At 61.6% G+C, this 24657-nt stretch carries 20 protein-coding genes; 8 read left to right on the forward strand and 12 right to left on the reverse strand.

What is annotated here, in order from left to right; translation table 11 throughout:
• Positions 1 to 178: 178 nt before the first annotated feature.
• The gene (locus tag F7R20_RS30515) at positions 179 to 2059 is read right to left on the reverse strand and encodes a methyl-accepting chemotaxis protein (RefSeq protein WP_003196528.1); all 1881 of its coding nucleotides are present in this window, start codon (positions 2057 to 2059) and stop codon (positions 179 to 181) included.
• 253 nt (positions 2060 to 2312) lie between these two features.
• On the opposite strand from F7R20_RS30515, the gene F7R20_RS30520 reads away from it, so the two are divergent.
• The 3 genes from F7R20_RS30520 to F7R20_RS30530 all read left to right on the forward strand — a co-directional run bounded on the left by F7R20_RS30520 (position 2313) and on the right by F7R20_RS30530 (position 6394).
• Positions 2313 to 2813: a sigma-70 family RNA polymerase sigma factor gene (locus F7R20_RS30520; protein ID WP_003196525.1), complete on the forward strand. Its 501-nt coding sequence runs from the start codon at positions 2313 to 2315 to the stop codon at positions 2811 to 2813.
• Positions 2803 to 3804: a FecR domain-containing protein gene (locus F7R20_RS30525; RefSeq protein ID WP_003196524.1), complete on the forward strand. Its 1002-nt coding sequence runs from the start codon at positions 2803 to 2805 to the stop codon at positions 3802 to 3804. The genes F7R20_RS30520 and F7R20_RS30525 overlap by 11 nt, the downstream gene beginning before the upstream one ends.
• An 85-nt stretch (positions 3805 to 3889) precedes the next feature.
• Entirely contained in the window at positions 3890 to 6394 is a 2505-nt protein-coding gene (locus F7R20_RS30530) for a TonB-dependent siderophore receptor (protein WP_003196522.1), read from the forward strand.
• Between the two features lie 127 nt (positions 6395 to 6521).
• Here the strand turns inward: F7R20_RS30530 and F7R20_RS30535 are convergent, their stop codons facing one another.
• Positions 6522 to 7595, reverse strand: coding sequence for a fatty acid desaturase (locus tag F7R20_RS30535; protein WP_003196520.1), 1074 nt, complete (start codon positions 7593 to 7595; stop codon positions 6522 to 6524).
• A gap of 100 nt (positions 7596 to 7695) precedes the next feature.
• Here F7R20_RS30535 and F7R20_RS30540 point away from each other — a divergent pair, with 100 nt between their 5' ends.
• Positions 7696 to 8700: an AraC family transcriptional regulator gene (locus F7R20_RS30540; protein ID WP_003196518.1), complete on the forward strand. Its 1005-nt coding sequence runs from the start codon at positions 7696 to 7698 to the stop codon at positions 8698 to 8700.
• A gap of 66 nt (positions 8701 to 8766) precedes the next feature.
• Here the strand turns inward: F7R20_RS30540 and F7R20_RS30545 are convergent, their stop codons facing one another.
• Positions 8767 to 9453 (reverse strand): Crp/Fnr family transcriptional regulator, encoded by a 687-nt coding sequence (locus F7R20_RS30545; protein WP_003196516.1) that lies wholly within the window; start codon positions 9451 to 9453, stop codon positions 8767 to 8769.
• Positions 9454 to 9540: 87 nt separating this feature from the next.
• On the opposite strand from F7R20_RS30545, the gene F7R20_RS30550 reads away from it, so the two are divergent.
• A complete protein-coding gene (locus F7R20_RS30550; RefSeq protein ID WP_003196514.1) occupies positions 9541 to 10065 on the forward strand; it encodes an Mpo1 family 2-hydroxy fatty acid dioxygenase in 525 nt (174 codons plus the stop codon).
• Between the two features lie 171 nt (positions 10066 to 10236).
• Here the strand turns inward: F7R20_RS30550 and F7R20_RS30555 are convergent, their stop codons facing one another.
• The 8 genes from F7R20_RS30555 to oscA all read right to left on the reverse strand — a co-directional run bounded on the left by F7R20_RS30555 (position 10237) and on the right by oscA (position 18769).
• On the reverse strand, positions 10237 to 12414 hold the full coding sequence (locus tag F7R20_RS30555) for a GMC family oxidoreductase (RefSeq protein WP_003196512.1): 2178 nt from the start codon (positions 12412 to 12414) through the stop codon (positions 10237 to 10239).
• Positions 12411 to 12923 (reverse strand): hypothetical protein, encoded by a 513-nt coding sequence (locus F7R20_RS30560; protein WP_003196510.1) that lies wholly within the window; start codon positions 12921 to 12923, stop codon positions 12411 to 12413. The genes F7R20_RS30555 and F7R20_RS30560 overlap by 4 nt, the downstream gene beginning before the upstream one ends.
• Positions 12920 to 14281, reverse strand: coding sequence for a hypothetical protein (locus F7R20_RS30565; RefSeq protein ID WP_003196508.1), 1362 nt, complete (start codon positions 14279 to 14281; stop codon positions 12920 to 12922). The genes F7R20_RS30560 and F7R20_RS30565 overlap by 4 nt, the downstream gene beginning before the upstream one ends.
• A gap of 281 nt (positions 14282 to 14562) precedes the next feature.
• A complete protein-coding gene (locus F7R20_RS30570) occupies positions 14563 to 15552 on the reverse strand; it encodes a sulfate/molybdate ABC transporter ATP-binding protein (RefSeq protein WP_003196507.1) in 990 nt (329 codons plus the stop codon).
• Between the two features lie 3 nt (positions 15553 to 15555).
• Positions 15556 to 16425 (reverse strand): sulfate ABC transporter permease subunit CysW, encoded by an 870-nt coding sequence (gene cysW, locus F7R20_RS30575; RefSeq protein WP_003196505.1) that lies wholly within the window; start codon positions 16423 to 16425, stop codon positions 15556 to 15558.
• A gap of 12 nt (positions 16426 to 16437) precedes the next feature.
• Positions 16438 to 17256, reverse strand: coding sequence for a sulfate ABC transporter permease subunit CysT (cysT, locus tag F7R20_RS30580; protein ID WP_003196503.1), 819 nt, complete (start codon positions 17254 to 17256; stop codon positions 16438 to 16440).
• Positions 17257 to 17433: 177 nt separating this feature from the next.
• A complete protein-coding gene (locus F7R20_RS30585) occupies positions 17434 to 18447 on the reverse strand; it encodes a sulfate ABC transporter substrate-binding protein (protein ID WP_003196501.1) in 1014 nt (337 codons plus the stop codon).
• Between the two features lie 139 nt (positions 18448 to 18586).
• On the reverse strand, positions 18587 to 18769 hold the full coding sequence (oscA, locus tag F7R20_RS30590; protein ID WP_003186967.1) for a sulfur starvation response protein OscA: 183 nt from the start codon (positions 18767 to 18769) through the stop codon (positions 18587 to 18589).
• Between the two features lie 486 nt (positions 18770 to 19255).
• Between oscA and F7R20_RS30595 the strand changes: the two genes are divergently transcribed.
• Complete coding sequence (locus F7R20_RS30595) at positions 19256 to 19639, forward strand: DUF6124 family protein (protein WP_003196498.1); 384 nt, start codon at positions 19256 to 19258, stop codon at positions 19637 to 19639.
• A 499-nt stretch (positions 19640 to 20138) separates the two neighbouring features.
• On the opposite strand, the gene dibA is transcribed toward F7R20_RS30595, so the two are convergent.
• Positions 20139 to 22046 carry a phosphodiesterase DibA gene (gene dibA / locus F7R20_RS30605; RefSeq protein ID WP_003196496.1) on the reverse strand — a complete coding sequence of 636 codons (1908 nt, stop codon included), beginning with the start codon at positions 22044 to 22046 and terminating at the stop codon, positions 20139 to 20141.
• A 143-nt stretch (positions 22047 to 22189) separates the two neighbouring features.
• On the opposite strand from dibA, the gene desA reads away from it, so the two are divergent.
• A complete protein-coding gene (gene desA / locus F7R20_RS30610) occupies positions 22190 to 23377 on the forward strand; it encodes a delta-9 fatty acid desaturase DesA (protein ID WP_003196493.1) in 1188 nt (395 codons plus the stop codon).
• Positions 23378 to 23663: 286 nt separating this feature from the next.
• A complete protein-coding gene (locus tag F7R20_RS30615; RefSeq protein WP_027912073.1) occupies positions 23664 to 24653 on the forward strand; it encodes a GGDEF domain-containing protein in 990 nt (329 codons plus the stop codon).
• Positions 24654 to 24657 lie beyond the last annotated feature (4 nt).

Raw genomic sequence — 24657 nt, forward strand, 5'->3', positions numbered from 1 at the left:
GGGCTTGCTCGCGAAAGCGGTGGGTCTGTGTCGGCGATGTTGACTGGATGGCCGCCATCGCGAGCAGGCTCGCTCCCACAGTTTTGGTTCCGGGGTTGAATGCAAAATACCGACCCACCGCCAGTCCCCTGTGGGAGCGAGCTTGCTCGCGATGGCGGTGGGTCGGCTTGCGACTGGGTCAGATCTTGAAGCTGTCCACCAGTTGCTTCAGTCGATTGGCCTGTTGCGACAAGGCATCGCAATCCTTCAGGGTTTCATTGAGGTTGGCCACGCTTTGCTGGTTCAGCAGGTTGATGTGGCTGACGTCCATGTTGAGGGTTTCAACCACAGCGGTCTGCTCTTCGGTCGCAGCAGCCACCGACTGGTTCATGCCGTCGATCTCACCGATACGCTGCGTCACGCTGACCAGTCGCAGGCCGGCCTGGTTGGCCACTTCCACGCTTTCTTCGCTGGACGTCTGGCTGGCGTTCATCGTAGTCACCGCTTCACGGGAGCCGATTTGAAGCGAGGTAATCATCTTGTGGATTTCTTCCGCCGACTCCTGGGTGCGATGCGCCAGGTTGCGCACTTCATCGGCCACCACCGCAAAACCACGCCCGGCTTCACCGGCACGGGCCGCTTCGATGGCCGCGTTCAGGGCCAGCAGGTTGGTTTGCTGGGAGATGCCCTTGATCACGTCCAGGATGTGGCCGATGTTGTCGGTGCTGGCGTTCAGGGTTTCGATCTGGGTGCACGAAAGGCTGATTTTCTGCGATAGCTCGGTCATGGCCTGGATGGTTTTTTCCACCACCTGGCGACCGTCATCGGCCTGCTCGCTGGCACCGCTGGCATGTTGCGAGGCATCGGCGGCATTGCGGGCGATTTCCTGGGTCGCGGCGCCCAACTCGTTGATGGCCGCAGCCACGCTGTTGGTGCGAGCGCTCTGCTCATCCGAGCCGACGAGCGAAGCGTTGGACGAGGTCATCACCCGCTGCGACAGGTCATGCACCTGGCGAGTGGCGGAAGACACTTCCGAGATCGACGCGTGAATCCGCTCCACGAACTGGTTGAACGAGCCACCCAGCACCGCGAACTCATCCTTGCCCTGCACCACCAGGCGCCGGGTCAGGTCGCCTTCGCCCTGGGCGATGTCCTGCATGGCACGGCCCATGGTGGTCAACGGACGCATCAGCACCTGGATCAACAGGCTCAGCAGCAACGCAATGGCCGCCACCGCGACAAACATCGCAATCAGCGCAGACGTACGGAACTGGCTCAACGGCGCGTAGGCCTTGGCCTTGTCGATCGACAGGCCGATGTACCACTCGGCGTTCGGCAGGCCGGTAACCGGGGTGAACGAAAGGATACGGTCCTGCCCGTTCAGCTCAACCTCCTGGATACCCTTGCCAATGCGCACCGGGGTACCGGGGTAGATGTCCTTGAGGTTCTTCATCACCTGGTCTTTATCCGGGCTGACGATTACCTGACCGTCGCCGCTGACCAGGAACGCATGGCCGATACCACCGAAGTCCACGGAGTTGATGATTTTCACCAGGGTTTCCAGGCTCAGGTCGCCGCCCACCACGCCGAGCAGTTCGCCGTTGTGCTTCACCGGCAGGGCAACAGTCACCACCAGGCCACCCACCGCCGCCAGGTAAGGCGGGGTCAGCATGGTTTTATCGGCGGTCACCGCCTGTTTGTACCAGGGGCGCTGACGCGGGTCGTAGCCGTCAGGCATTTTGGCGTCCGGGCGCTGGGTGAAGACGCCGTTGGCCTGGCCCACATAAGTGAACTGGAAGTTCGAGGTCAGCGCCGGCTGATCGACCAGCCCCGGCAGATCGGCAGTAGCGCCCTGGTGCGCGATGTTTTGCGCCAGGTTTTCCAGTACCAGTATCCGGCCACTCATCCAGTTCTGGATGCTGCTGGCCGTCAGGTCGCCGGATTGCTCGATGGACGACTCAAGGCTGCTGCCGATGGTGTTGCGCTGCAAATAATCGTTGTAGAGCGTGAACAGGGCAAAAGCCAGGACCACCACACCAGAGGCGGCAAGAAGGATTTTGTGGCTGAACTTTAGATTCATTGATGAGGCTTCTTATGCAAGGAGTGGGGGTGCATTCCAGATTTGCAACGTTCCATGTAACAGTGCGAGCGGTTATCAATCCGCTCCACTTTGGTGCACACGTACAAGTCTGTCGGCAAACCTGTACAAATAATTAGGGATGCGAAGAAATAGCCGACGGGAGGACACGGCGAGCGAACGGTGGTTGCAAATTCGCCGACGGCTGATGACAATGCGACCTATTATCATTTGTAACATCCAGGCCGTTGCGTCCATGTCATCTCCCGAGTTTGCAGTACAGGCGCTCTACAGCCGTCATCACGGCTGGCTCAATACGTGGCTGCGCACCCGCCTGGGCAACGCCGCCGATGCCGCGGACCTGGCCCAAGACACCTTCATGCGCCTGTTGCAGCGTAGCGAACGCCTGGAGCTTCGCGCCCCACGCGCCTTTTTGCGCACCATCGCCCAAGGCCTGGTGATCGACCATTGGCGTCGAGCGGAAATCGAACGCGCCTACCTGGAAACCATAGCTCACCTGCCGGAAGCCGAAACCCCTGGTGCTGAAGCACAGGCCCTGATTCTGGAACTGCTCGAAGCCATCGCCAGGATGCTCGAAGGCCTCAAGCCAAAAGTGCGCAGGGCCTTTCTGTTGGCCCAGTGCGAAGGCCTGACGTACAAGCAGATTGCCGAACAGATGGGCATTTCGTTGCGCTCGGTGGAACGCTACGTCGCCGATGCGCTGTACCACTGCTATGTGTTGCGCTATGAAAGCTGAGCCGGCGGAGCACTTGCAGAGCCGACGCAACGGCCCGTCGCAACAGGTGGTCAGGCAGGCGATCAACTGGCTGCTGCGCCTGCGCAATCACACCACCCACCCGACCCTGCGCCAACAGTGCGACACCTGGCGCGCCGCCCACCCGGAACACGAACTGGCCTGGCAACGGGTGCAATCGCTGCACAGTGAATTGACCTCCAACCTGCGGGCCGTGCCCGGTGCTCATGTCGCCCTGGATACCCTGGAAAACAGCGCCCAGCGCCTCAGTCGTCGCCAGGCCCTGAAGTTGTTGTCGGGCGTCGCACTTGTGGGTTGCGCGGCATGGCTGGGCAAGGACCTGGGCTGGCAGCCGTGGAATGCCGATTTCGCCACCGCCACCGGTGAGCGCCGAGGCTTCCAGCTGCCGGACGGCACGCGGCTAGAGCTCAATACCCACAGCGCCGCCAACCTGGATTTCAGCGCCCGGCAGCGCCTGATTACCCTGGCCCGCGGCGAAATCATGGTCACCTGTGGCCGCGACCCGGGGCGCCCGCTGCGGGTACAAAGCCGCCATGGCCTGTTCGAAGGCCTGGAAGGGCGCTTCGTCGTGCGCCAGGACAGCGACTGCACACGCTTGAGCGTCACCAGCGGCCGGGTGGTTATCCGTTCGCACCCAAACAGCGATGGCACACCCATTCAGGTCGAGGCCGGGCAAAGCTACCTGGTCACCACATCGACGGCGACCCTGGCGCCGCCGCTGGACATGGACGCAGGCGCCTGGGCCGACGGCTTGATCGTCACGCGCAACATGCGCCTGGCAGACTTTCTCAACGAAGTAGGACGCTACCGCCCAGGCTATTTGAACTGCGCGGCGTCGATTGCCGACCTGCGCTTGTCGGGGGTTTTTCGTTTGGAGGACACCGACAAATTGCTCGCCGTCCTGCTACGCACGCTCCCCGTGCAAGTCCGTTATCGAACCCGTTGGTGGATCACGGTGCAGCGCCTGGCTTGATTTTTTTTGGCGGGTTTCAGGCCGGCGTCCGGCTAGGACAGTAAGCACCCCTTATCTGCCTTCAGCGACTCCAACGGAACCTACAATGACTGAGCGCTTGCTTCTCAAGAACCCCTTCGGCTTCTCTGCGCAACCGGGCCTGTTGCGCCAGGCGATCCATGCAGCGCTGTTCTCCACTGCGCTTGGGGTCAGCGTCGTGCCGATGCTCGCGCTCGCCGCACAAAGCGGTGTGACCGCCAGCCGTCAGGGCTACAACATCGCCCCCGGCCCACTGAGCGACGTACTGAACCAGTTCGCCCGCCAGGCCGGGATCACCCTGGCAAGCACGCCGGCGCAAACCGGCGGCGTCCAGTCCCCGGGACTCAAGGGCGAGTACTCGCCCGACCAGGCCCTGAGCCAACTGCTCAGCGGCTCGGGGCTGGTTGCCGTCAGCCAGGATGGCAGCAGCTACGTGCTGCAAACCCAGACCGCTGGCAGCACGCTGGAACTGCCGACCACCGACATCAAGGGCTTCGCCCTGGGTAACGCCCTGGGCAGCATGGAAGGCTACAACGCCACCCACAGCCAGGTCGCCACCAAGACCAGTACCGCCCTGCGCGAAACCTCCCAGAGCGTGTCCGTGGTCACCCGCGAACAAATGGACGACCAGGGCGCGCAAACCGTGTCCCAGGCCATGCGCTACACCCCCGGCGTGCTGACCAACCCCTACGGTGCGACCCATCGCTACGACTACGTGGCGATGCGCGGTTTCAACGACGGCTCGGTGGATAACATCTACCTCGACGGCCTCAAGTCCATGGGCGACAGCGGCACCTACAGCTCGATGCAGGTCGATCCGTACTTCCTGGAGCGGGTCGACATTCTCAAGGGTCCGTCCTCGGTGCTCTACGGCCGCAGCTCGCCCGGCGGCCTGGTAGCGCTCACCAGCAAGAAGCCACAGTACGAGGCTTATCACCAGATCCAGGCCACGGTCGGTACCCAGGGCCAACGCGGCATGGGCTTCGACTTCACTGGCCCCGTGGATGACGACAAACGCATCACCTATCGCCTGATCGGCCTGGCGGACACCTCCGACACCCAGTTCGACCACAACAAGGAAAAACGCTTCGCCCTCGCGCCCACGGTGAACATCGACTTCAGCGAGGACACCTCGCTGACCCTGCAAGCCTACCTGCAGCATGACCCCGACGGCGGCTACCACGGTGGCATGCCGGCCGACGGCACCTTGCATCAGCGCAACGGCCGGCGGATCTCCGAAAGCTTCTTCGAAGGCGAGCCTGGCGTCGACGGTTACGAACGCGACCAGCAGTCGTTCGGCTACCAGTTCGAGCACCGTTTCAACGATGTCTTCACCGCCCGGCAGAACTTCCGCTACCTGGACTCCCAAGTCACCAACGATCAGGTCTACGCCTATGGCTGGACCACGCCCACCAGCAACGAGCTGAACCGCTACTACACCGGCGCCGAAGAAAAGCTCCACTCCTTCATCGTCGACAACATGCTGCAAGCCGAATTTTTTACCGGCGCGACCAAGCACACCGTGCTGATGGGGGTCGACTACCAGCGGCGCAAAACCGTGGTCGACTGGACCAGCGGCAGCCTCGCGCCGATCAATGCCTTAGACCCGACCTACGGCAACTCGACCATCACCTACTTCAGCCCCACCAGTTACCTGCGGCGCCTGGAGCAGACCGGCGTGTATCTGCAAGACCTGGTGGAAATGGACAAATGGCGCTTCTCCCTCGGCCTGCGCCAGGACTGGGTCCGAACCTCGGATGAAAACCGCATCGCCGAATTTGGCCGCCCGGAAGGCACCGAGATCAACGACAAACGCACCAAGCTCACGGGCCGCGCCGGGGCGCTGTACCTGTTCGACAACGGCCTGGCGCCGTACATCAGCTACTCCGAGTCGTTCAATCCGAACTCCTACGCAGACAGCGCCGGCAACCCACTGCCGCCGACCGATGGCAAGCAATGGGAACTGGGCCTGAAGTATCAGCCGCCGGGCACCGATGACCTGTACACCGCCTCGCTGTTTCGCATCGACCAGGAAAACCTGGCGACCAAACTGCCCCAGGAAAACTTCTACCGCGCCGTCGGGGCCGTGCGCTCCCAGGGCCTGGAACTGGAAGCGCACCTGCAGTTGACCGAACAATTCAAAGTGCTGGGCAGCTACACCTTCACCGACATCGAATACTCGAAATCGATGATCAGCACCTTGAGCACCACCACCGACATCATCGAAAACAAGGGCAACTCACCGACCCAGGCCCCGCGCCACATGGCTTCGGTCTGGGCTGACTACAAGTTCGACAGCGGCGCCCTCGACGGCCTGCGCCTGGGTGGCGGCGTGCGCTATGTCGGCTACAGCTGGGCCGATGCGGAGAACACCATGAAGGTGCCGTCCTACACGTTGTTCGATGCCTCGGTGGGGTATGACCTGGGCAAGGTCGGCTTGAAGGGCGTGGACGTGCGCCTGAACGCGAACAACCTGACCAACGAAACCTACGTCGCTTCGTGCGCCAGCCTGAGCTATTGCTACATGGGTGAAGAACGCAATGTGGCGGCGACGGTGAGTTATCAGTTCTAACCTGTTCCTCAGATCGATCGTTCCCACGCTCCCGCGTGGGAACGTCGCCAGGGACGCTCCGCGTTCCGCTTCTGGAGTGTGACGCGGAGCGTCACGGGATGCGTTCCCACGCAGAGCATGGGAACGATCAGACCCGAACCGTATCCCCTTCCTCCCGCACCACACCCTCTTCCCGCACAAACCGGTTCGCCCGTTCAAACGTGCCAAAATCATTGAACCGCACACCCATCTCGCGCATCACCTCATGCGCCACCGGCACCGTCAGTTGACGAATGTAGAACGGCTCCTTCACCACGAAATGATGAATGCCGTGACTGCTGCCGAAGTTGAAGCAGAACGCCTGCAACGGCCACAGCCACCAGGGGTTGAGCACCTGGGTCTGCTGGATGACATTGCCCGGCTCGATGTCGCCGTAGTAGTGCATGTTCGAGCTGACGAAATGCAGGCAAAAGGTGCGCAACACGTTCGGGCCGATGATCACCACCGCGGCGATGTCGATCACGTGCATAACCGCCAGCGTTGTGGACGACCAATCAATTGAAGTCCCCAGCAGACTGGCGATGCCGTTGGCCCCATGAAAACCGAGAAACACATACCAGGCGCCCCAGTGCAGCAACGCCAGCGGGAAATACACCTTCAGCGTACGCTTGAGAATGCTGCGCTTGTGCGCCCAGCTCTTGGCCCGCAGCAGGCGGATGAAGGCCGACATCACGTTGTCCCCGACCATCAGCAACCGCGCCAGTCCCCAGGGCTCGCCGTTGGTGATGGCCCGCTCTTCCATGTCGGCCTCGCTGCCGGACACCTTGTGATGGTTGAGGTGCAGGTGGCGACGGATCCACGGATTGATCGTGCTCGGCCGCGCCAGCCACACCAGGCCCATCATCAAGTTGTGGGGCAGGCGCTGCTTGCGAAAATACATGCTGTGGATCAGGTCGTGTTCCAGCTCGTGGGTCAGGGACGCGAAAAACGCGTTGAGCAACAGGCACGCCCACCCGGCCAGGTGACCGTTGATGTAGAGCAGCGCCGAACCGATCATCCCGGCCAGGGCGAACGCCAGGATGCCCGCGCCCAACGCATCCTGGTGGCGCAGGATCGGATAGCGCTGGCGCAATTCTTCGCCCCGGGCCAGGACCACCTGGCGAATATGGGCCGATCGTTGTTGTGCATTCAATCGCTCGGGGCTTGCGCAAGTGCCGTGCATGGCTTACATCCTCTGTTAGAGATGTGCTCATCCTGCCGGGCGTAGTCCCACGGGGTGGTAGCCGTAAACGCCAACCTGTTGACCGCAAGCGCCAATCGTCATGACTGAACCCACCTCCCTTGCCAGCTGGACCCGCGCCCTGCGCAAACAGCTCGATGCGTTGGGCCTGGACAGCCACGCCTTGTGCGTCGAGGCCGGCCTCGACCCGCAATGGATGGACGACCCGAACGCCCGTTACCCGCTCTCGGCCACTACCCGCCTGTGGGCATTGGCCGTGCAGGCCAGCGGCGACCCGGCCATCGGCCTGCGGGTGTCGCGCTTCGTCAGCCCCACCACGTTTCACGCACTGGGTTATGCCTTGGTGGCGAGCGGCAGCCTGCGGGAAGTGTTCGAACGGATCGTGCGCTATCACCCGGTGGTCAGCGATGCACTGACCCTCCAACTGATCCGCGCAGAGGACCGCTATCGCTTTAGCCTCGAGGTGCCGCCGGGCCGACCGGTGCCAGCCTTTGAAGCCATCGACGCGTTCACGGCGATTTACGTGCGCACCTGTCGCAACCGCCTCGGCCGTGATTACGCACCGCTGGCGGTGTACCTGCGGCGCCCGGAACCGGCGGACCCCAGCCCCTGGCACAAAGTGTTCCGCTCGCCGGTGCATTTCGGCGCCGCGCAGGATTGCCTGGAGTTCAACCTCGCTGATTTCGACAGCCATCTGGACGACGCCAACCCGGAACTGGCCGAACACAACGAAACCGTGCTCGAACGCACCCTCGCCCAGCTCAAGCCGCTGACCTGGGAGCGCAAGGTACGTTCGGCCATCGAGGCCCAATTGCCCGAAGGCGAGCCCAGCGCCGAACGCATCGCCCAAGCCATGCACCTGAGCCTGCGCAGCCTGCAACGGCACCTGGCCGACGAAGGCTGCCGTTTCGACGCCCTGCTCAACGAGTGCCGGGAGAATCTGGCGCTGCTGCACCTGCGGGATCCGAATTGCTCGCTGAGCGAAGTCAGCTACCTGTTGGGTTTTGCCGATGCCAGCAGCTTCAGCCGCGCATTCAAGCGCTGGACCGGGATGACGCCAGGGCAGTTTCGGGAAGGGTTGCGCTAGGGATTTGCAGTGCCTGGATTGCCCCCAATCGCGAGCAAGCTCGCTCCCAAAAGGTTCAGATCGGGTTCAGGGCGTGGTCAGGGCCCGCAACCGCTCGATGTCGAGGATTTCGATCTCGCCGTAACCCAGGTGCAGGATGCCCTGGGCCTGCAGGTCCTTGAGGATCTGGTTGGTGGTCTGGCGTGACAGCGCGAGCATCAGCGCCAGTTGTTCCTGGGGCAGTTGCAGGACCCGGCGGGCCGGTTCGATTTCACCGTAGCCTTCGGCGATCAGCAGCAGGCGGTGGGCCACGCGGGCCGGGGCGGGCATCAGGCTCAGGTGTTCGAGGTTGATGAAGGTCAGGCGCAGTTTGTGGCTCATCAATAATGCAAGATGCCGCCAGTGGATCGGCTGCTCTTGCAGGAATGCCAGCAACGGCGCCTGGGGCACGTGCAGAAGCGTACATTGACCGACAACCACCGCATCATGAGTGCGCGGCTGGCCATCGAACAGGCAGATTTCACCGAACCAGTGGGGCGCCTCTACCACGCTCAGCAACGCCTCCTTGCCCTGTTCGTTCACCGCACCGACGCGCACCGCGCCCTCCAGCACGGCATACAGCCCGCACGGTGGGTCGCCACGCTGGAACAACCGATGCCCCGGCGGCAGGCGGCGCACCCGTGCCATGCCCAGCAGACTATTGTGTAACTCAACAGGCAGATGGCTGTACCAGTGGCCGGCCATCAGGTGTGAGTGCCAGGGATGCGAATTCATGGAAACTCCGGGACAAGTGTCGGCTAACTGACAGAACGCCTTGTGGTACCTGGGCATCATGCAGGCATCACCTCAGGAGGAACAACAATGAAAAGCCTCGTCGATCATCTCAGTCAATACGCCGCCTATCATCGCGACCCGCGCAACATCGCCAGCCATTTCATCGGTATCCCGCTGATCTTCGTCGCCGTCGCCGTGCTGCTGTCACGGCCCGGCTGGCCAGTGGGCGCAGTCCTCGTGTCGCCGGCGCTGCTGGTGGCCGTGGCCAGTGCCTGGTTCTACCTGCGCCTGGAGTTGCGCCTGGGGGTGTTGATGACGGTGCTGCTGGGCCTGGCGCTATGGCTGGGCCAGGTGCTCGCCGCGCAAAGCACCCTGGTGTGGCTGGGCAGTGGCCTGGGGATGTTCGTGGTGGGTTGGGTGATCCAGTTCGTCGGTCACTATTACGAAGGCCGCAAGCCGGCGTTCGTCGACGACCTCACCGGGCTGATTGTCGGGCCGCTGTTTGTGGTAGTGGAAGCGGGTTTTCTGCTGGGGCTTCGCGGCGAACTGAAGCAGGCCATCGAAGAGCGCGTCGGGCCGGTGGCGTTGCGCAACCAGCGCTCGGCCGCCTGAAAACACCGCAATACCCCGCCTCCCCCCTTGTGGGAACGAACCTGTGGGAGCAAGGCTTGCCCGCGATGCAAACACCTCGGTGTAACTGATAGACCGAGGCGATGCCATCGCGGGCAAGCCTTGCTCCCACAAGCTCGCTCCCACAGGAGTTGGACCGTTACCGCTCAAGCCTTACAGCGCACCAAACTCGACCCGAATCGTCAGCGCGCCGGTGTTATCTTTCAAGCCAGACCCGTGCTGCCCGGTCAGGTCATCGTTGATGCACAGTTGCAGTTCCCCTTGCTGGTCGCCCGGAACCTGCCCCAGGTCACCCACCAGGAACGGCTTGCCATCATTGCCCACGCGACCGATCAAGGCGCCTTCGGCGGCACCGGGCAAGGCATAGCTGCTGTAGTCGATGTGCCTCGAACCGCCATTTCCATCGACATTGCCACCCTGCGGACTGGCACACCATCGCCCACTGACATAGCGCACCAGTCGCGGTACCAACCCGTTGACCTGCACGCCAGTGCCCTGCCAGGCGACGTTGGATTGGACCTGCATCGTCACCGCCCGCAGGTCATTGGCCAGCGTATCCCCAGCCTGGAACGACAGCGCCGCAATCGTCAGGCTCGGGTTCGAGGTGCCGGTGCTGGGGAACACGCCATCGCCCACCAGGAACAGGTTCTTGTGGTCCCAACTGCGCTGGTACTTGTCCACCACAGACTTGGTGGGGTCATCGCCCATGCGATAAGTCCCCATCAGGTGGCCGGCGCCCTGGAAGCTGTAGGGCACCTTGTCGTACGTAAAACATCCAGGTCCGATGATGCCCGTCAACTCCTGGGCACCGAGCAGCTCCTCGATGATGCGTGTCGCCAGTACTTTCGCCTGCTGGAAACCCTTCATGGTGTACTCGGACAGGTTGTAGTGGATTTCCGGCCGAGGGATGCCGAGCCGGTCCGTGTATTGGGTCGAGGGCACGATGTAGCATTGCGCGTGGTCGGGATCGTCCTCGACCTGCTCGACCAGGAAACCGATCCGGAACTGGCGGGTGAAGACGTCGTTGAGCTTTTGTACCAACGCCGTTCCGGATAGCAATTTATTGCTCGGGTTGGCGCCGCCATTGTTCTTCCCATCGATAAAGTCAGCGACCGTGGTGTAGGGATCACCGGCCGGCCAGTTCCAACCTTCGTTGCCAATCTCGATACGCCACGCCGCACGATCGCTGCGAAAGGCACCGTCGCGCAGGCTTTCGATGCCGGCCGTCGATAGCGGTCCCCGGTAGGGGAAAATCGCCTTGCCCTCGGGCATCAACCCCCACGCCAGATAAATGGGATGGTCAGCCAGGCCGCGCCCCACTTGCCCGCTGCTGTTGGCCACGCCGGAGTGCAGTAGCAGTTTCGGTGTTTCGATCGCATGGGCGGCGATCACATAACGTTGTCCTATTGCCACGCCGGTTCCAGTGACGGGGCCATCTTCCAACTGATATTGCTTGAACTCGATGCCATTGATATTGCTGTCAGTGCCAACGGTTACTTTGCTGGCCACGGTTCGATAAAGCACGCGGACCTTGCCAGTATTCAACGCTTTGTTCATGGTCACAGTGGCGTCGTACTTGGCCTGGATCGGGCAGATCGGCGTGCAGTTGGTATTGCCGGCGCATACCCGGCGACCGGCATAAGGTTGGGAGTTGCGCCCAGCCGGCGTCGGGCTGACTACCAGCGGCAGGCTATCGAACGTCTGTCCCGTGACAGCCGTGACAAAGCTGCCATCGACCAGCGACAACGGAATGCTGCGCATCGGGAATGCATAACCCTCGGGAAAGGTCATGCCCAGATAACCTTGGTCGGCGACGTTGGCCGACACACCGATTTCCGCTTCCGCCCGGCAATAGGCGCTTTGCAGATCGTCATAACCTATCGGCCAATCCACCCCGACGCCATACTTGGACCGCAGGCGAAAATCGTTCGGCACCATGCGCAGGCAGGTTCCGACCCAATGCCATGTCGTGCCGCCACCCACCCGTTCGTAAGTGCTCGTAAAGGGCATCGGGCCTTTCTGGACCAAGTAGCTGACCGCCGGGTTGTTCCAGTTGCCATTGAGCAGATCGGCAATGGTCGCCCGTGGAGCGTTCAGTTCGGCCGGCCCCTTGAGATGTGGGTCCAGTGTCGTGCTTGGTGGGTAAGGGGACTCAGGGGTTTTCAGCGTCGCGGTATAGAAACGCTCCAGATACTGGGCACGATTGACCGGTATCTCCGGCCCCGATTCGAGTACCAGTACATCAATCCCGGCCATGCTCAACTGATAGGCAATGATGCTACCGGCCAGGCCTGCGCCAACGATCACCACTTCGGCTTGTTCGGTACTCATGACAACGCTCCTTGCTGTCCGTTAGCGGATACGCCGGTCAAATCTTCAAGGCTGGAGGGCGCGCTGTTCCAATACCCAAAAAACGATTCGCTGTAGCCCATCGGGTGAGCCTGAGCGATTTTCCAGGCCCAGCTGTGGATGTAGGCCTGATCGGACACCACCGCTGAATCATCTTTCTTGAAAGGCGCCATATCGAACGGTTGATACCAGACGCCCAACAACCACAGCTTCATGATCGAGCGCGCGGCGAGTACCGTGCGTGGAATCGTCGGTTGCATGTTGAACTTCAGTATCTGCTGGGCGATCTGGTCGGGCGGGAAGTGCTCAGCCACCAGGGTGGCGTATTGAGTCAAGAGCGCGTTGAGCACGTCGGAAGGAACTCGCGCAGTGACATAATCGAGAAAGATCGGCGGCAAACCGACCGGGTCGATCTGAGGTGCCAAACGATCCGTCGAGATGCCAATAAGGGCTGATGACAGGCCTACGAAATTATCCAGATTGCTGCTCATTGCTTGGCTCCTTGTCCACTGGTGGACTGTGCGCGTTCGAGCAAATAGGTGAAATCCGCGAAGCTGGTACGCGGCGACTCGGTGACATGGGTGGCCGCATTGCCATGGCAAGCCATGCAACTGGAAGACGCCTGGGGCACGGTGCCCTGGATGTAGGTCTCCAGCGTGGCGTTGGCCAGGAACGAGGGCGCAGGGCTGCCCAGCGGGTTGGCGGCCGATATCTGGCAGTTCTTGGGCGGGTCTGACGGCCACTGGGTACTGATCAGTTGATAGTTCGCCCAGACGCTCTTCGGGTTCACCGTACGCAACAGACCTTGATACGTAGCGTTCAGTTTTTTGGTGGCCTCGGTGAGCGGCACGTCGCGCACGATCTGCGAGGGCGTCGCCTTGACCGCCGGGTTCCATGGCCGTGGTGGCGGCTGGTTGATGTCGCTTGTGCTGGCTGCGTTGTAGAACAGATAAGGCCCCGTCCGCTGGGCAACGGGCGTGGTTTTTTCCGGCACGTTTTTCACATGCTCAAAGGTTGACCAGACCCATTGCGCCGCACTGGCGGTCTTATGGACCATGTGCAACCCCACCAAACCGACCGGCTCGGACACGCACGACTCCGCGACAATCGGTCCATGGCTCGGGTCGTTGTTGCCCGGGGTGTAGACCAGCGCATCGACGGTGTGAAAGTCCTGCCGGTTGTCGTTGGGGCCCAGTACTTTCCACGACGCCTTCACCATCACCGCGCCGACCTGCTTGGTCTCGGTGGAACCACAACTGAACGCCACGGCATTGGTCGGCTTCGCGGCGAAAAACGCCTGCTGTCCTTCAATGCTGTACAGGCCGTTGTCGACGATGCCGTTGAACATCGATTGGTTGACCACGATTTCGTTGCGCGTGTACGTACCGTTCTGGTCCACCAGCGGGCCGCTCTCGAAGGGCTGGATAAATTCATCCAGCACATCGGGCACCTTGCCCATTTGCTGCAACAGGCGACCGGGCTTGAGCGACTTGCACGCTTCGGGCAGGGTCGCCGGGGCATTCCAGGGCAGCGGGGCCTGGCCCTTGGCGCGGAAAATCTGGTAGCTCTCTTTCCAGCTTTCCCACACGGTGGCGCCATCCTGCTTGCCGATGGAGGTGCCGGTATTGGGGTCGCCGTTATCCAGCGCCGGCCAGCTCAGGGCGATGAAGGTCTGCCACGACAGCTCATCGAAATTGGCTTGCAGGCTGACCAGTGAAACGGGCTTGGTCACCGTGACATCGAAGGGTATCTGGGGGGACAACGAGGGGGCGGCGCTGGCGGCCGGGGCCAGCAAGACGCCTAACAATGCACAGCCAAGCGGGCCATGCCGACTGACTTCCACTCTCATACTCATCTCCTTGGCATCAGGCGCCAGGAGATAACACCGGTCCGTCATTGGACTCTCACTGCCTCCTGGCAAGTCAGAGTCTAGGTAGGGTTTGATTCAAGGACAGGTGCAGAAGTAGAACCGATTGAAGCAAACAGAAACGTCGTTATTCAGATTCAGATCGAGGTAATGTCGAGGACGCCATCGCGAGCAGGCTCGCTCCCACAATGGATCTGCGCCACACACAAATCCCCTGTGGGAGCGAGCTTGCTCCGGGCGGCGTTCCGACGATGCTTTTGCTTTTAGAGGTTGGCGACTTTCTGCCAGACCTTCGGCTTGAAGAACAGCGTCTCGCCCTTCGCCAGGCCCACCAGGCTGTCGTGATCCTTCACCACTTCCGCCTCGATCAGCTCGCTCTGGCCTTCCACCTTCAGGGTCACCCGAGTGGTGGCGCCGAGCGGACGGATGTCGCGCACTTCGGCGGCGTGGTGGTCTTCCAGCTCCGAGCGCGACAGCGAAACTTCGTGAGGGCGGAACAGCACATGCCGGTCCTCACCCAAGTGCAGGCGGTTCGAGTCGCCGAGGAAGTGATACACAAAATCGCTGGCCGGGTTTTCGTAGACGTCGCCGGGCGAGCCGATCTGCTCGATCACGCCTTTGTTCATCACCACGATCCGATCGGCGACTTCCATGGCCTCTTCCTGGTCGTGTGTCACGAACACCGAGGTCAGGTTGATGTCCTCGTGCAGCCGCGCCAGCCAGCGGCGCAGTTCCTTGCGGACCTTGGCGTCGAGGGCGCCGAACGGTTCATCCAGCAGCAACACCTTGGGCTCCACCGCCAGGGCGCGGGCCAGGGCGATACGCTGGCGCTGGCCGCCGGACAGCTGCTCCGGGTAACGGTCGGCGAGCCAGTCCAGCTGCACCATGTTCAACAGCTCGTGGACCTTGGTCGCGATCTGGCTTTCGTTCGGGCGCTGGTTCTTGGGCTTCATGCGCAGGCCGAAGGCAACGTTGTCGAACACCGTCATGTGGCGGAACAAGGCGTAGTGCTGGAACACGAAACCGACGTTGCGATCACGCACGTCGTGGCCGGACACGTCCTCGCCGTGGAACACGATGCTGCCTTGGTCCGGGGTTTCGAGGCCGGCGATGATCCGCAGCAGAGTGGTCTTGCCGCAACCCGACGGGCCCAGCAGCGCCACCAGCTCGCCGCTCTGGATATCCAGGCTGATCTCGTCCAGGGCCCTGAACGCGTTGAAATTCTTGCTGACGTTACGGACTTCGATCGACATGACTTATTCCTCCGCGGCGCTGGCGCGCAGGCGGTTGATTCGGTTTTCGCTCCACTGCTTGAGCAGCAGGATGAAGAGCGCCAGGATCAGCAACAGGCTCGCCACAGCGAACGCGGCCACGTGGTTGTATTCGTTGTAGAGGATCTCGACGTGCAGCGGCAGGGTGTTGGTCACCCCGCGAATGTGCCCGGACACCACCGACACCGCGCCGAACTCACCCATGGCCCGGGCGGTGCACAACACTACGCCATAGATCAGGCCCCACTTGATGTTCGGCACGGTGACATGCCAGAACATCTGCCAGCCATTGGCGCCGAGCAGGCGCGCAGCCTCCTCTTCCTGGGTGCCCTGCTCCTGCATCAGCGGGATCAGTTCACGAGCCACGAACGGCACGGTGACGAAGATGGTCGCCAGGACGATGCCCGGCAGCGCAAACACGATCTGGATGTCGTGATCCGACAGCCACGGCCCGAACAAGCCCTGGGCGCCAAACATCAGCACGTAGACCAGGCCCGCGATCACTGGCGACACCGAGAACGGCAGGTCGATCAGCGTCACCAGCATGCTCTTGCCGCGGAATGAATATTTGCTCACGCACCACGCGGCACTGACGCCGAACACCAGGTTCAGCGGCACCGAGATCAGCACCGCAACCACCGTGAGCTTCAACGCCGACAGTGCGTCGGGTTCAAAGATCGCGGTGAAGAACGCCCCCAGCCCGAGCTTCAGGCCCTGGGACACCACGATGAACAGCGGTAACAGCAGAAACAGCGCAAAAATCAGCCAGCCGAGGCCGATCAACACGCGCCGCGACGTTGCACTGCCGCGGCGAGCGGCATTGGTGGAGGCCGCGGAAATAGACGATTGGGACATGTTCGCACCTCCTTATGGGGTTTCGATGCGCCGCTGCAGCAGGTTGATCAGCAGCAACAGGACGAAGGAAACCACCAGCATCAGCACGCCGATGGAGGTGGCGCCGGTGTAGTCGTATTGGTCGAGCTTGACCATGATCAGCAGCGGCAGGATCTCGGTTTTCATCGGCATGTTGCCGGCGATGAAAATCACCGAACCGTACTCGCCCACGCCACGGGCAAAGGCCAGGGCGAAGCCGGTCAACCAGGCCGGCAACAACGCCGGCACGAGGATGTGGCGGAACACCTGCCATGGCTTGGCGCTGAGGCAGGCAGCGGCTTCTTCGACTTCACGGGGAATATCGGCCAGCACCGGCTGCACCGTGCGCACCACGAACGGCAACGTCACGAAGGTCAGCGCCAGGGTGATGCCCAGCGGCGTATAGGCGATCTTGAAGCCCAGGTCAGTGGCGAACTGGCCGACCAGGCCGGTCGGCGCATACAACGCCGTCAGGGCAATACCGGCCACGGCGGTGGGCAGGGCGAACGGCAGGTCGATCATCGCGTCGATGATCTTGCGACCGGGGAAGGTGTAGCGCACCAGTACCCAGGCCAGCAACGTACCGATCACGCCGTTGATGATGGCGGCGTACAGCGCGGTGCCGAAACTGAGTTTCAGGGCCGCCAGCACACGCGGCGCCGAAATGATCGCCCAGAACTGTTCCCAGGTGAGCTGGGCGGCATGCACGAACATCGCCGCCAGGGGTATGAGCACAATCAGACTGAGGTACACCAGGGTGTAGCCCAGCGTCAGCCCGAAGCCGGGTATGACGGGGGATATGCGACGCGACATAAAGGTCCTTGGTTAAAAACACTAAACATGGAAGCAAGACTGGGTGGGAGCAAGGCTTGCCCGCGATAGAGGCGACTCGGTTTCTGAAGGACCGCATCGCATCCATCGCGGGCAAGCCTTGCTCCCACAAAATCCCCTCGCCACAAATTCGGTGTCCGGATTTAGCTTTGTTTCAGCTTACTGCGCCTGATAGATCTGGTCGAACACGCCACCATCGTTGAAGAATTTCGGTTGGGCGCTTTTCCAGCCGCCGAAGTCCTTGTCGATGGTCACCAGGTCCAGTTTCGGGAACTGCCGGGCGTACTTGGCGGCCACATCCTTGTCCCGTGGACGATAGAAATTTTTCGCGGCGATTTCCTGGCCGGCCGGGCTGTACAAGTGCTTGAGGTAGGCTTCGGCGATCTCCAGGTTGCCCTTTTTCTCGGCGTTCTTGTCCACCACCGCCACAGGCGGTTCGGCGAGGATCGACAGCGACGGCACGACGATGTCGAACTTGTCCGCACCACCGTCCTCTTTCAACGCCAGGAAGGCTTCGTTTTCCCAGGCCAGCAATACGTCGCCCTGACCGTTGTTGACGAAGGTAATGGTCGAGCCACGGGCACCGGTGTCGAGGATCGGCACGTGCTTGAACAGTGCCTGCACGTATTCCTTGGCCTTGGCTTCGTCACCCCCGTTGGCCTTCAGGCCATAGGCCCAGGCGGCGAGGAAGTTCCAGCGCGCACCGCCGGAGGTCTTCGGGTTCGGGGTGATGACCGACACGTCGTTCTTGATCAGGTCGCCCCAATCCTTGATGCCCTTGGGGTTGCCCTTGCGCACCAGGAACACGATGGTGGACGTGTAGGGCGTGCTGGCTTCCGGCAGGCGTGTTTGCCAGTCCGCTGGCAGGGATTTGCCCAGCTTGGCGATTTCATCGATGTCACCAGCCAGGGCCAGAGTCACCACGTCGGCCCGCAGACCATCGATCACCGCCCGGCCTTGCTTGCCCGAACCACCGTGGGACTGCTGGATCTTCACGCTGTCGTCCGGGTGCGCTTTCTTCCAGAAACTGGCGAATTCGGCGTTGTAATCCTGGTAAAGCTCACGCGTCGGGTCGTAGGACACGTTGAGCAGCTCGTAATCCTTGGCGACGGCGGAACCTGCAAAAACAGCACTGGCCAGCGCGGCCAGGGCATAACGACGAATGGACGACATGGTGAAAGCTCCTGGAATTCTGGTTTTCTTATGGCTTCTGGAAATTCGTTTGGCTTGTAGAAAAAGATCGCAGCCTTCGGCAGCTCCTACACTCAGCCCCCCGTAGGCACCGCCGAAGGCTGCGATCTTTTGTCTTTCTTCAAGACGGCTTATGACTCGGCTGCTGCAGCCGGAATTTTTCCTTGCGTTCGATCTGAACCACCTGCGCGTTGTGCACGGTGATTTCCACCGCCCCAAAACGCAGATCGCGCAATGCGCTCTGGATCTCGCGCAAGATGGTTGCTTCGTCCTGGCCGTCAACGCTACGTAGAGATGCGCTCATGCTGCTGCTCCTTTGAATGAATGCCTGGCAGTGGGCGGCACTGCTTGCGGCGTGGGAGCAATACTAGATAAGTGCGGATATTCTTAAAAAGACTATTTAAGAATTTTTATATAACCAAAATTACATAAAGTAGCCGACGCCCTACGGCAGGGGTGATTGGGGGCTTTTCCCTGCCAAACCCTCGGATATTTCCTTCAAAACGCCGGGCTGTTCATGAACTAGGCAGCGCTCTATGGCGCGGATAACCTCTGTTCGTCATCGCAAAAAACGGTGACACGGACGTGCAAGTCCGGCGGAGGACACAATTGTCGATGGCTATTCATCGGGCATTTTTTTATGCTCGCGAGTCGTTATGGCAGCTGTGTATGGGAGATCTTCGGGTCTGCCGGGTACTCCGACCGGTCTTGCACACCTATGCATAGCTGCCACCTCTCTCGACTGTGCAAGCGAAGCGGTGTTGGCTCCTGAAAACTTCGGAGTACAACTATGTTCAAGCCATCACCTAATCCGCCGCAAAACGGCCACAAATCCCGCGTCCAAGCGCAGGAAGAAAAAAAGCTCGATGACGCCGCCACCCGCGCCCTCGACTACTACCTCAACCCCAAGCCCGCCTCACCGCCTGAACCCGACAGCACCAAGCTGTTCATCGTCGCCCCTCACATCGACACCGAAACCCTGCTCGCCAACGCCTCCGAAGACCTGCTCTCCATCAGCACCATCGCCGCCGACCTGGCTGACGACGTGGATGACTCACGCCGCTGCGTCGCCCTGGCGATCAGCCGCATGGCCGATGGGGTGCAGTTGTTGGTCGAGCGGGCGTTGGATCATCTGGAAACCAAGGAGATGGCGGCGCCTGGGGCCAAGGGGTAGCGCTTGCATTGATGCAAGCTGAGCCGACGCCATCGCGAGCAAGCTCGCTCCCACAGGGGAATTGGGTTGTCGCGGATACCACAGTCAACCCAAAACAACTGTGGGAGCGAGCTTGCTCGCGATAGCGGAGTGTCAGGCAACAATGATGCAAGCTGAACCGACGCCTTCGCGAGCAAGCTCGCTCCCACAGGGGAAACGCGGTCTCACCCAGAGCCAGGTCGGCTACTAGGCCGCCTCGCGGTGGACGTTGATCTCGGGCGCCCCGTTAACCACGATGGCCGAACGCAGGCATTGTGGAGTGGGCCCACGGAGCAATGCCGGAGTGAGGGCACACCGAGCCCAAGCGAGGTGCCGAGTGGTGGGGCAAAAGCGTTTTGCTTACTTTTGACTGGGCCGGCTTCCGGGCTCTTCAAAAGTGAGCCGCCGTCAGGGCGGAACCCTAAGCCGCCGTTACCGCAGCAACAGATATGCACTCGACCAACATCAATACCCCTGAGGATCAAGCAATAACCGGCACCCGATCCCAATCCAACAGCGCCGCCGCCACGGGCCGGCCAAACCAGTAACCCTGCCCCAGCTCACAAGCCTGGCCAAGCAAAAAAGCCGCCTGCTCACGCTGCTCGATGCCCTCGGCGTGCACCTGCATACCCATGCTGTGGGCCAGGGCAATGATCACCCGGACGATCGCCGCATCATCCTCATCCCACGGCAACCCCGCGACAAAACCCTGATCGATCTTCAGCTTCTGCACCGGCAAACGCTTGAGCCGCAGCAGCGACGAATACCCCGTGCCAAAATCGTCGATGGCCAGGCGCACGCCCAGCTCCCGCAGGCGATGCATCTGCTCCAGTGCCACCTCTGGGTCTTCCATCACCGCGCTTTCCGTCACTTCCAGTTCCAGGCAACCCGGATCCAGGCCCGTGTCGTGCAACACCTGGGCGACTTGGTCATACAACTCGCGACGGGCAAACAACCGACTCGATACGTTGACGGCGACAAACGACAGCGCCACGCCGGCCTGCTGCCACTGACACATCTGCCGGCAGGCCTGGTCCATGACCCAGGCATCGACCTGGGCAATCAGGCCGGTACGTTCAGCGATGGGAATGAACTCGGCCGGCGACACCAGCCCCCGCGTGGGATGCTCCCATCGCACCAGCGCCTCGACACCGATCAGACGACTGGTCGCCAGCTCGTGGACCGGCTGGTAGTGAACGCGCAACTCCTGTTGCTGCAGCGCGCGCCGCAATTCGAAGGCAATCTCGACCCGCTGCTGGGCGTGGGCCGTGAGTTCTTCGGTGTACAAGGCATAGCCGTCGCGTCCGGCGTTCTTGGCCTTGAACAACGCCGAATCGGCATTGCGCAGCAGTTGCCCGGCGCTCAGGGCATCGCCGGGAAACAGGCTGATGCCGATGCTGGCATTGATGAACAATGCGTGGTCATCGAACCGCAGGGGCTCTTTCAAGGCATCGAGGATGCGCCGGGCCAACGCCGCTGCCTGGCCTGGCTGCGAGCAGTTTTCCACCAGCACCGCAAATTCGTCGCCCCCGAGCCGGGCCAGGGTCACCCCTGGCGCAAAAAGCCCGCGAAACCGCTCGGCCACGCCTTTGAGCAATTCATCGCCCACGTTGTGACCCAGGCTGTCATTGATGTTCTTGAAGTGATCCAGGTCCAGCAGCAACAGGGCGCAGCCACGCTTGTGCAATTGCGCTGACGCCAGGGCCTGCTCGGTGCGATCGGAAAACAGCAGGCGGTTGGGCAAGCCGGTCAACGGGTCATGATGGGCCAGGTAAGCCAGTTCGTGCTCGGAGTCCTTGATGGCGCTGATGTCGGAAAACACCGCGACATAATGGCTGACCTCGCCGCTGTCGTCGCGAATGACGCGGATCGTCTGCCATTGCGGGTAGATCTCACCGCTTTTACGCCGATTCCAGATCTCGCCGCTCCATTCGCCCTGGCTGTTCAGGGAAGCAAACATGTCGCGATAGAACTCCGGCCCGTGGCGACCGGACTTGAACAGGCTGGGGCGCTGGCCCAGCACTTCGTCCCGCACATAACCGGTGATCGCGATGAAGGCCCGGTTCACGTGCACGATCAGGCCGTTGCGGTCGGTCACCAACACCCCTTCGCGGGTGCAATCGAAGACGGCGGCAGCCTGGCGCAGGCGCTCTCGATCGGCGCCGTGCTCGCCCTTGGCGAAAAATCGCGAGATCCGCGCCCGCGCCAGGAAGACCAACCCGGCGCTGAACAGAGCCCAGGCATAGCCGTTGATCAGTAGCCAGCGTTGTCTGTCGGCGAATTGATCGAAGAAACTGGTCGATAAATAACCAGTCAGTTGCAGCCAGATGACTGACAGCACAAGATAAAGCAGCGCTACGCGCATGGCACTGCGTTGATAGACAGTCATTCGGCCATCCATGTCCCTACAAAGAGGTGGATTATAGAGGAAGAAACATCCAGCCACTCTTATCTGAAAGGCCGACTGGTTTTATCTGTAGGGCCGGTGATAATGCAACGGCTGTTTCTATCTTTATGAGGGCCCTACAGCCTATGTGGTACGAAGGTTTTCTTGGCTTGTCGGCCTGGTCACTGGTGGCAGTCACCCTGCTGATGACCCACGTCACGATCATTGCCGTCACGGTCTACCTGCACCGTTATTCGGCGCACCGCTCCCTGGAGCTCAATGCGGGTCTCAAACATTTCTTCCGTTTCTGGCTGTGGCTGACCACGGCACAGAACACCCGCGAGTGGACCGCCATCCACCGCAAGCACCACGCCAAATGCGAAACCGTCGACGACCCCCACAGCCCGGTCATAAAAGGCTTGTCCACCGTGCTGCGCAAAGGCGCCGAGCTGTATCGCGCCGAGGCGGAAAATCCGGAAACCCTGCGCATCTACGGCAAGAACTGCCCCGACGACTGGATCGAGCGCAACCTCTACAGCCGCTTCCCGCTGCTGGGCGTGGCGATCATGGGCGTCATCGACCTGCTGCTGTTCGGCACCATCGGCATCACCATCTGGGCCATCCAGATGATGTGGATTCCCGTGTGGGCCGCCGGCGTGGTCAACGGCCTGGGCCATGCCGTGGGCTACCGCAACTTCGAATGCCGCGATGCGGCGACCAACCTGGTGCCCTGGGGCATCCTGATCGGCGGCGAAGAACTGCACAACAACCACCACACCTACCCCAACTCGGCCAAGCTGTCGGTACGCAAATGGGAGTTCGACCTGGGCTGGGCCTGGATCCGGGTGTTCAGTGTCCTGCGCCTGGCCAAGGTCCAGCGGGTTGCGCCGATCGCCCACCGGGTCGAAGGCAAGGGCCACTTGGACATGGACACGGCCATGGCGATTCTCAACAACCGTTTCCAGATCATGGCGCAGTACCGCCGGCTGGTCATCGCGCCGCTGGTCAAGCAGGAACTGGAAAAGGTCGATCACTCGGTGCGTCATCAGTTCCACCGGGCCAAACGCCTGCTGTCGCGGGAAACCAGCCTGCTGGACGACCGTCACCACGTGCGCATCCAGAACATGCTCGAACACAGCCAGGCGCTGAAGGTGATCTACGAGAAACGCCTGGCCTTGCAGCAGATCTGGGTCAAGACCAGCAGCAACGGCCACGACATGCTCGCCGCCATCAAGGAATGGGTCCACGAGGCCGAGGCCAGCGGCATCCAGTCCCTGCGGGACTTCGCCGACCAGCTCAAGACCTACTCGCTACGGCCTGCCACGGCCCTGTAGGAGCTGCCGAAGGCTGCGATCTTTCGATCTTTCGCTTGAGATTCAAGCGTCAGGGGAAAGATCGCAGCCTCGCTCCGCTCGACAGCTCCTACAGGCCCAGCGGGGGCAATCTCTGGCCACAAGTTCAGCCCCCATAAACTGACCGGCTAAATCCCCCGCCCTTCGTCGCCTGAAAAGGAACTTCGCCCCAAATCCCCTATCTCAAAGAGCACTTCGCCATCCAGGCGGGTTTTGGAGAAAGCGCGTGCGAACCAACAGCAGTGCATGCTCTTTGAGATTTGTACCGATGGTCGACAAGAACCTACAGGATTACTCCCTACCTCATTGGCCCGAGGCAGCCCAGACGCTCATGGCGCTGATGCATGCCCAGGGTGAAGTGGCGCGCCTGAGCGAGCGTGAGCAGCTGTTCAGCTCGTTGCTGGTCAGCGTCAATGCCGTGCTGTGGGCGTTCAACTGGGAAACCCGCCAAGTGCTGTATGTCAGCCCCGCCTACGAGCGGATCTTCGGCCGCCCCGCCGGCCTGGTCCTGGCTGACTTCAACGAATGGCGCGACGCAATCTACCCCGACGACCTGGAATACGCCGAACGCAGCCTGGCCGAAGTATTGGTCAAAGGCGCCGTCGAAGACCGTGAATACCGCATCATCGCCGGCAACGGCCAGATCCGCTGGCTGAGCGACAAATGCTTCATCAACCGCAAGGCCGAGCCAGGGCAACCGGTGATTGTGGTGGGCATTGCCGAAGACATCACCGAAAAGAAGCTGCTGGAAAGCGAACTCCAGCGCCTGGCGACCACCGACGTGCTGACCCAAAGCAGCAATCGCCGGCATTTCTTCGAATGCGCCCACCGTGAATTCGAGCAGGCACGGCTACAAGGCATGCCCATGGCGTTCCTGTTGCTCGACATCGATGACTTCAAGGTGATCAACGACACCTACGGCCACCAGGAAGGCGATACCGTGTTGCAGAGAATCGCCGAAAGCGGGCGGTCCGTGCTCCGGCGCGGTGACCTGTTCGGGCGGATCGGCGGCGAAGAGTTCGCCGCGGTGTTCCCCGGCTGCGCCCCGGACATGGCGCTGCAAGTGGCCGAGCGGTTGCAACGGGAGATCCAGCGCCTGGCCTTCCGCAGCGGGGAACGGGGCTTCGGTATTACCGTCAGCCAGGGCCTGACCGGCATCACGGCCGACGACCAGAGCCTCGACAGCCTGTTCGCCCGCGCCGACGCGGCCATGTACGAAGCCAAGCGCCAGGGCAAGAACCGCATCATCGCGGCTTGAGTGA

It is taken from the genome of Pseudomonas brassicacearum subsp. brassicacearum (genome assembly GCF_008801605.1).
GTDB lineage: Bacteria > Pseudomonadota > Gammaproteobacteria > Pseudomonadales > Pseudomonadaceae > Aquipseudomonas > Aquipseudomonas brassicacearum.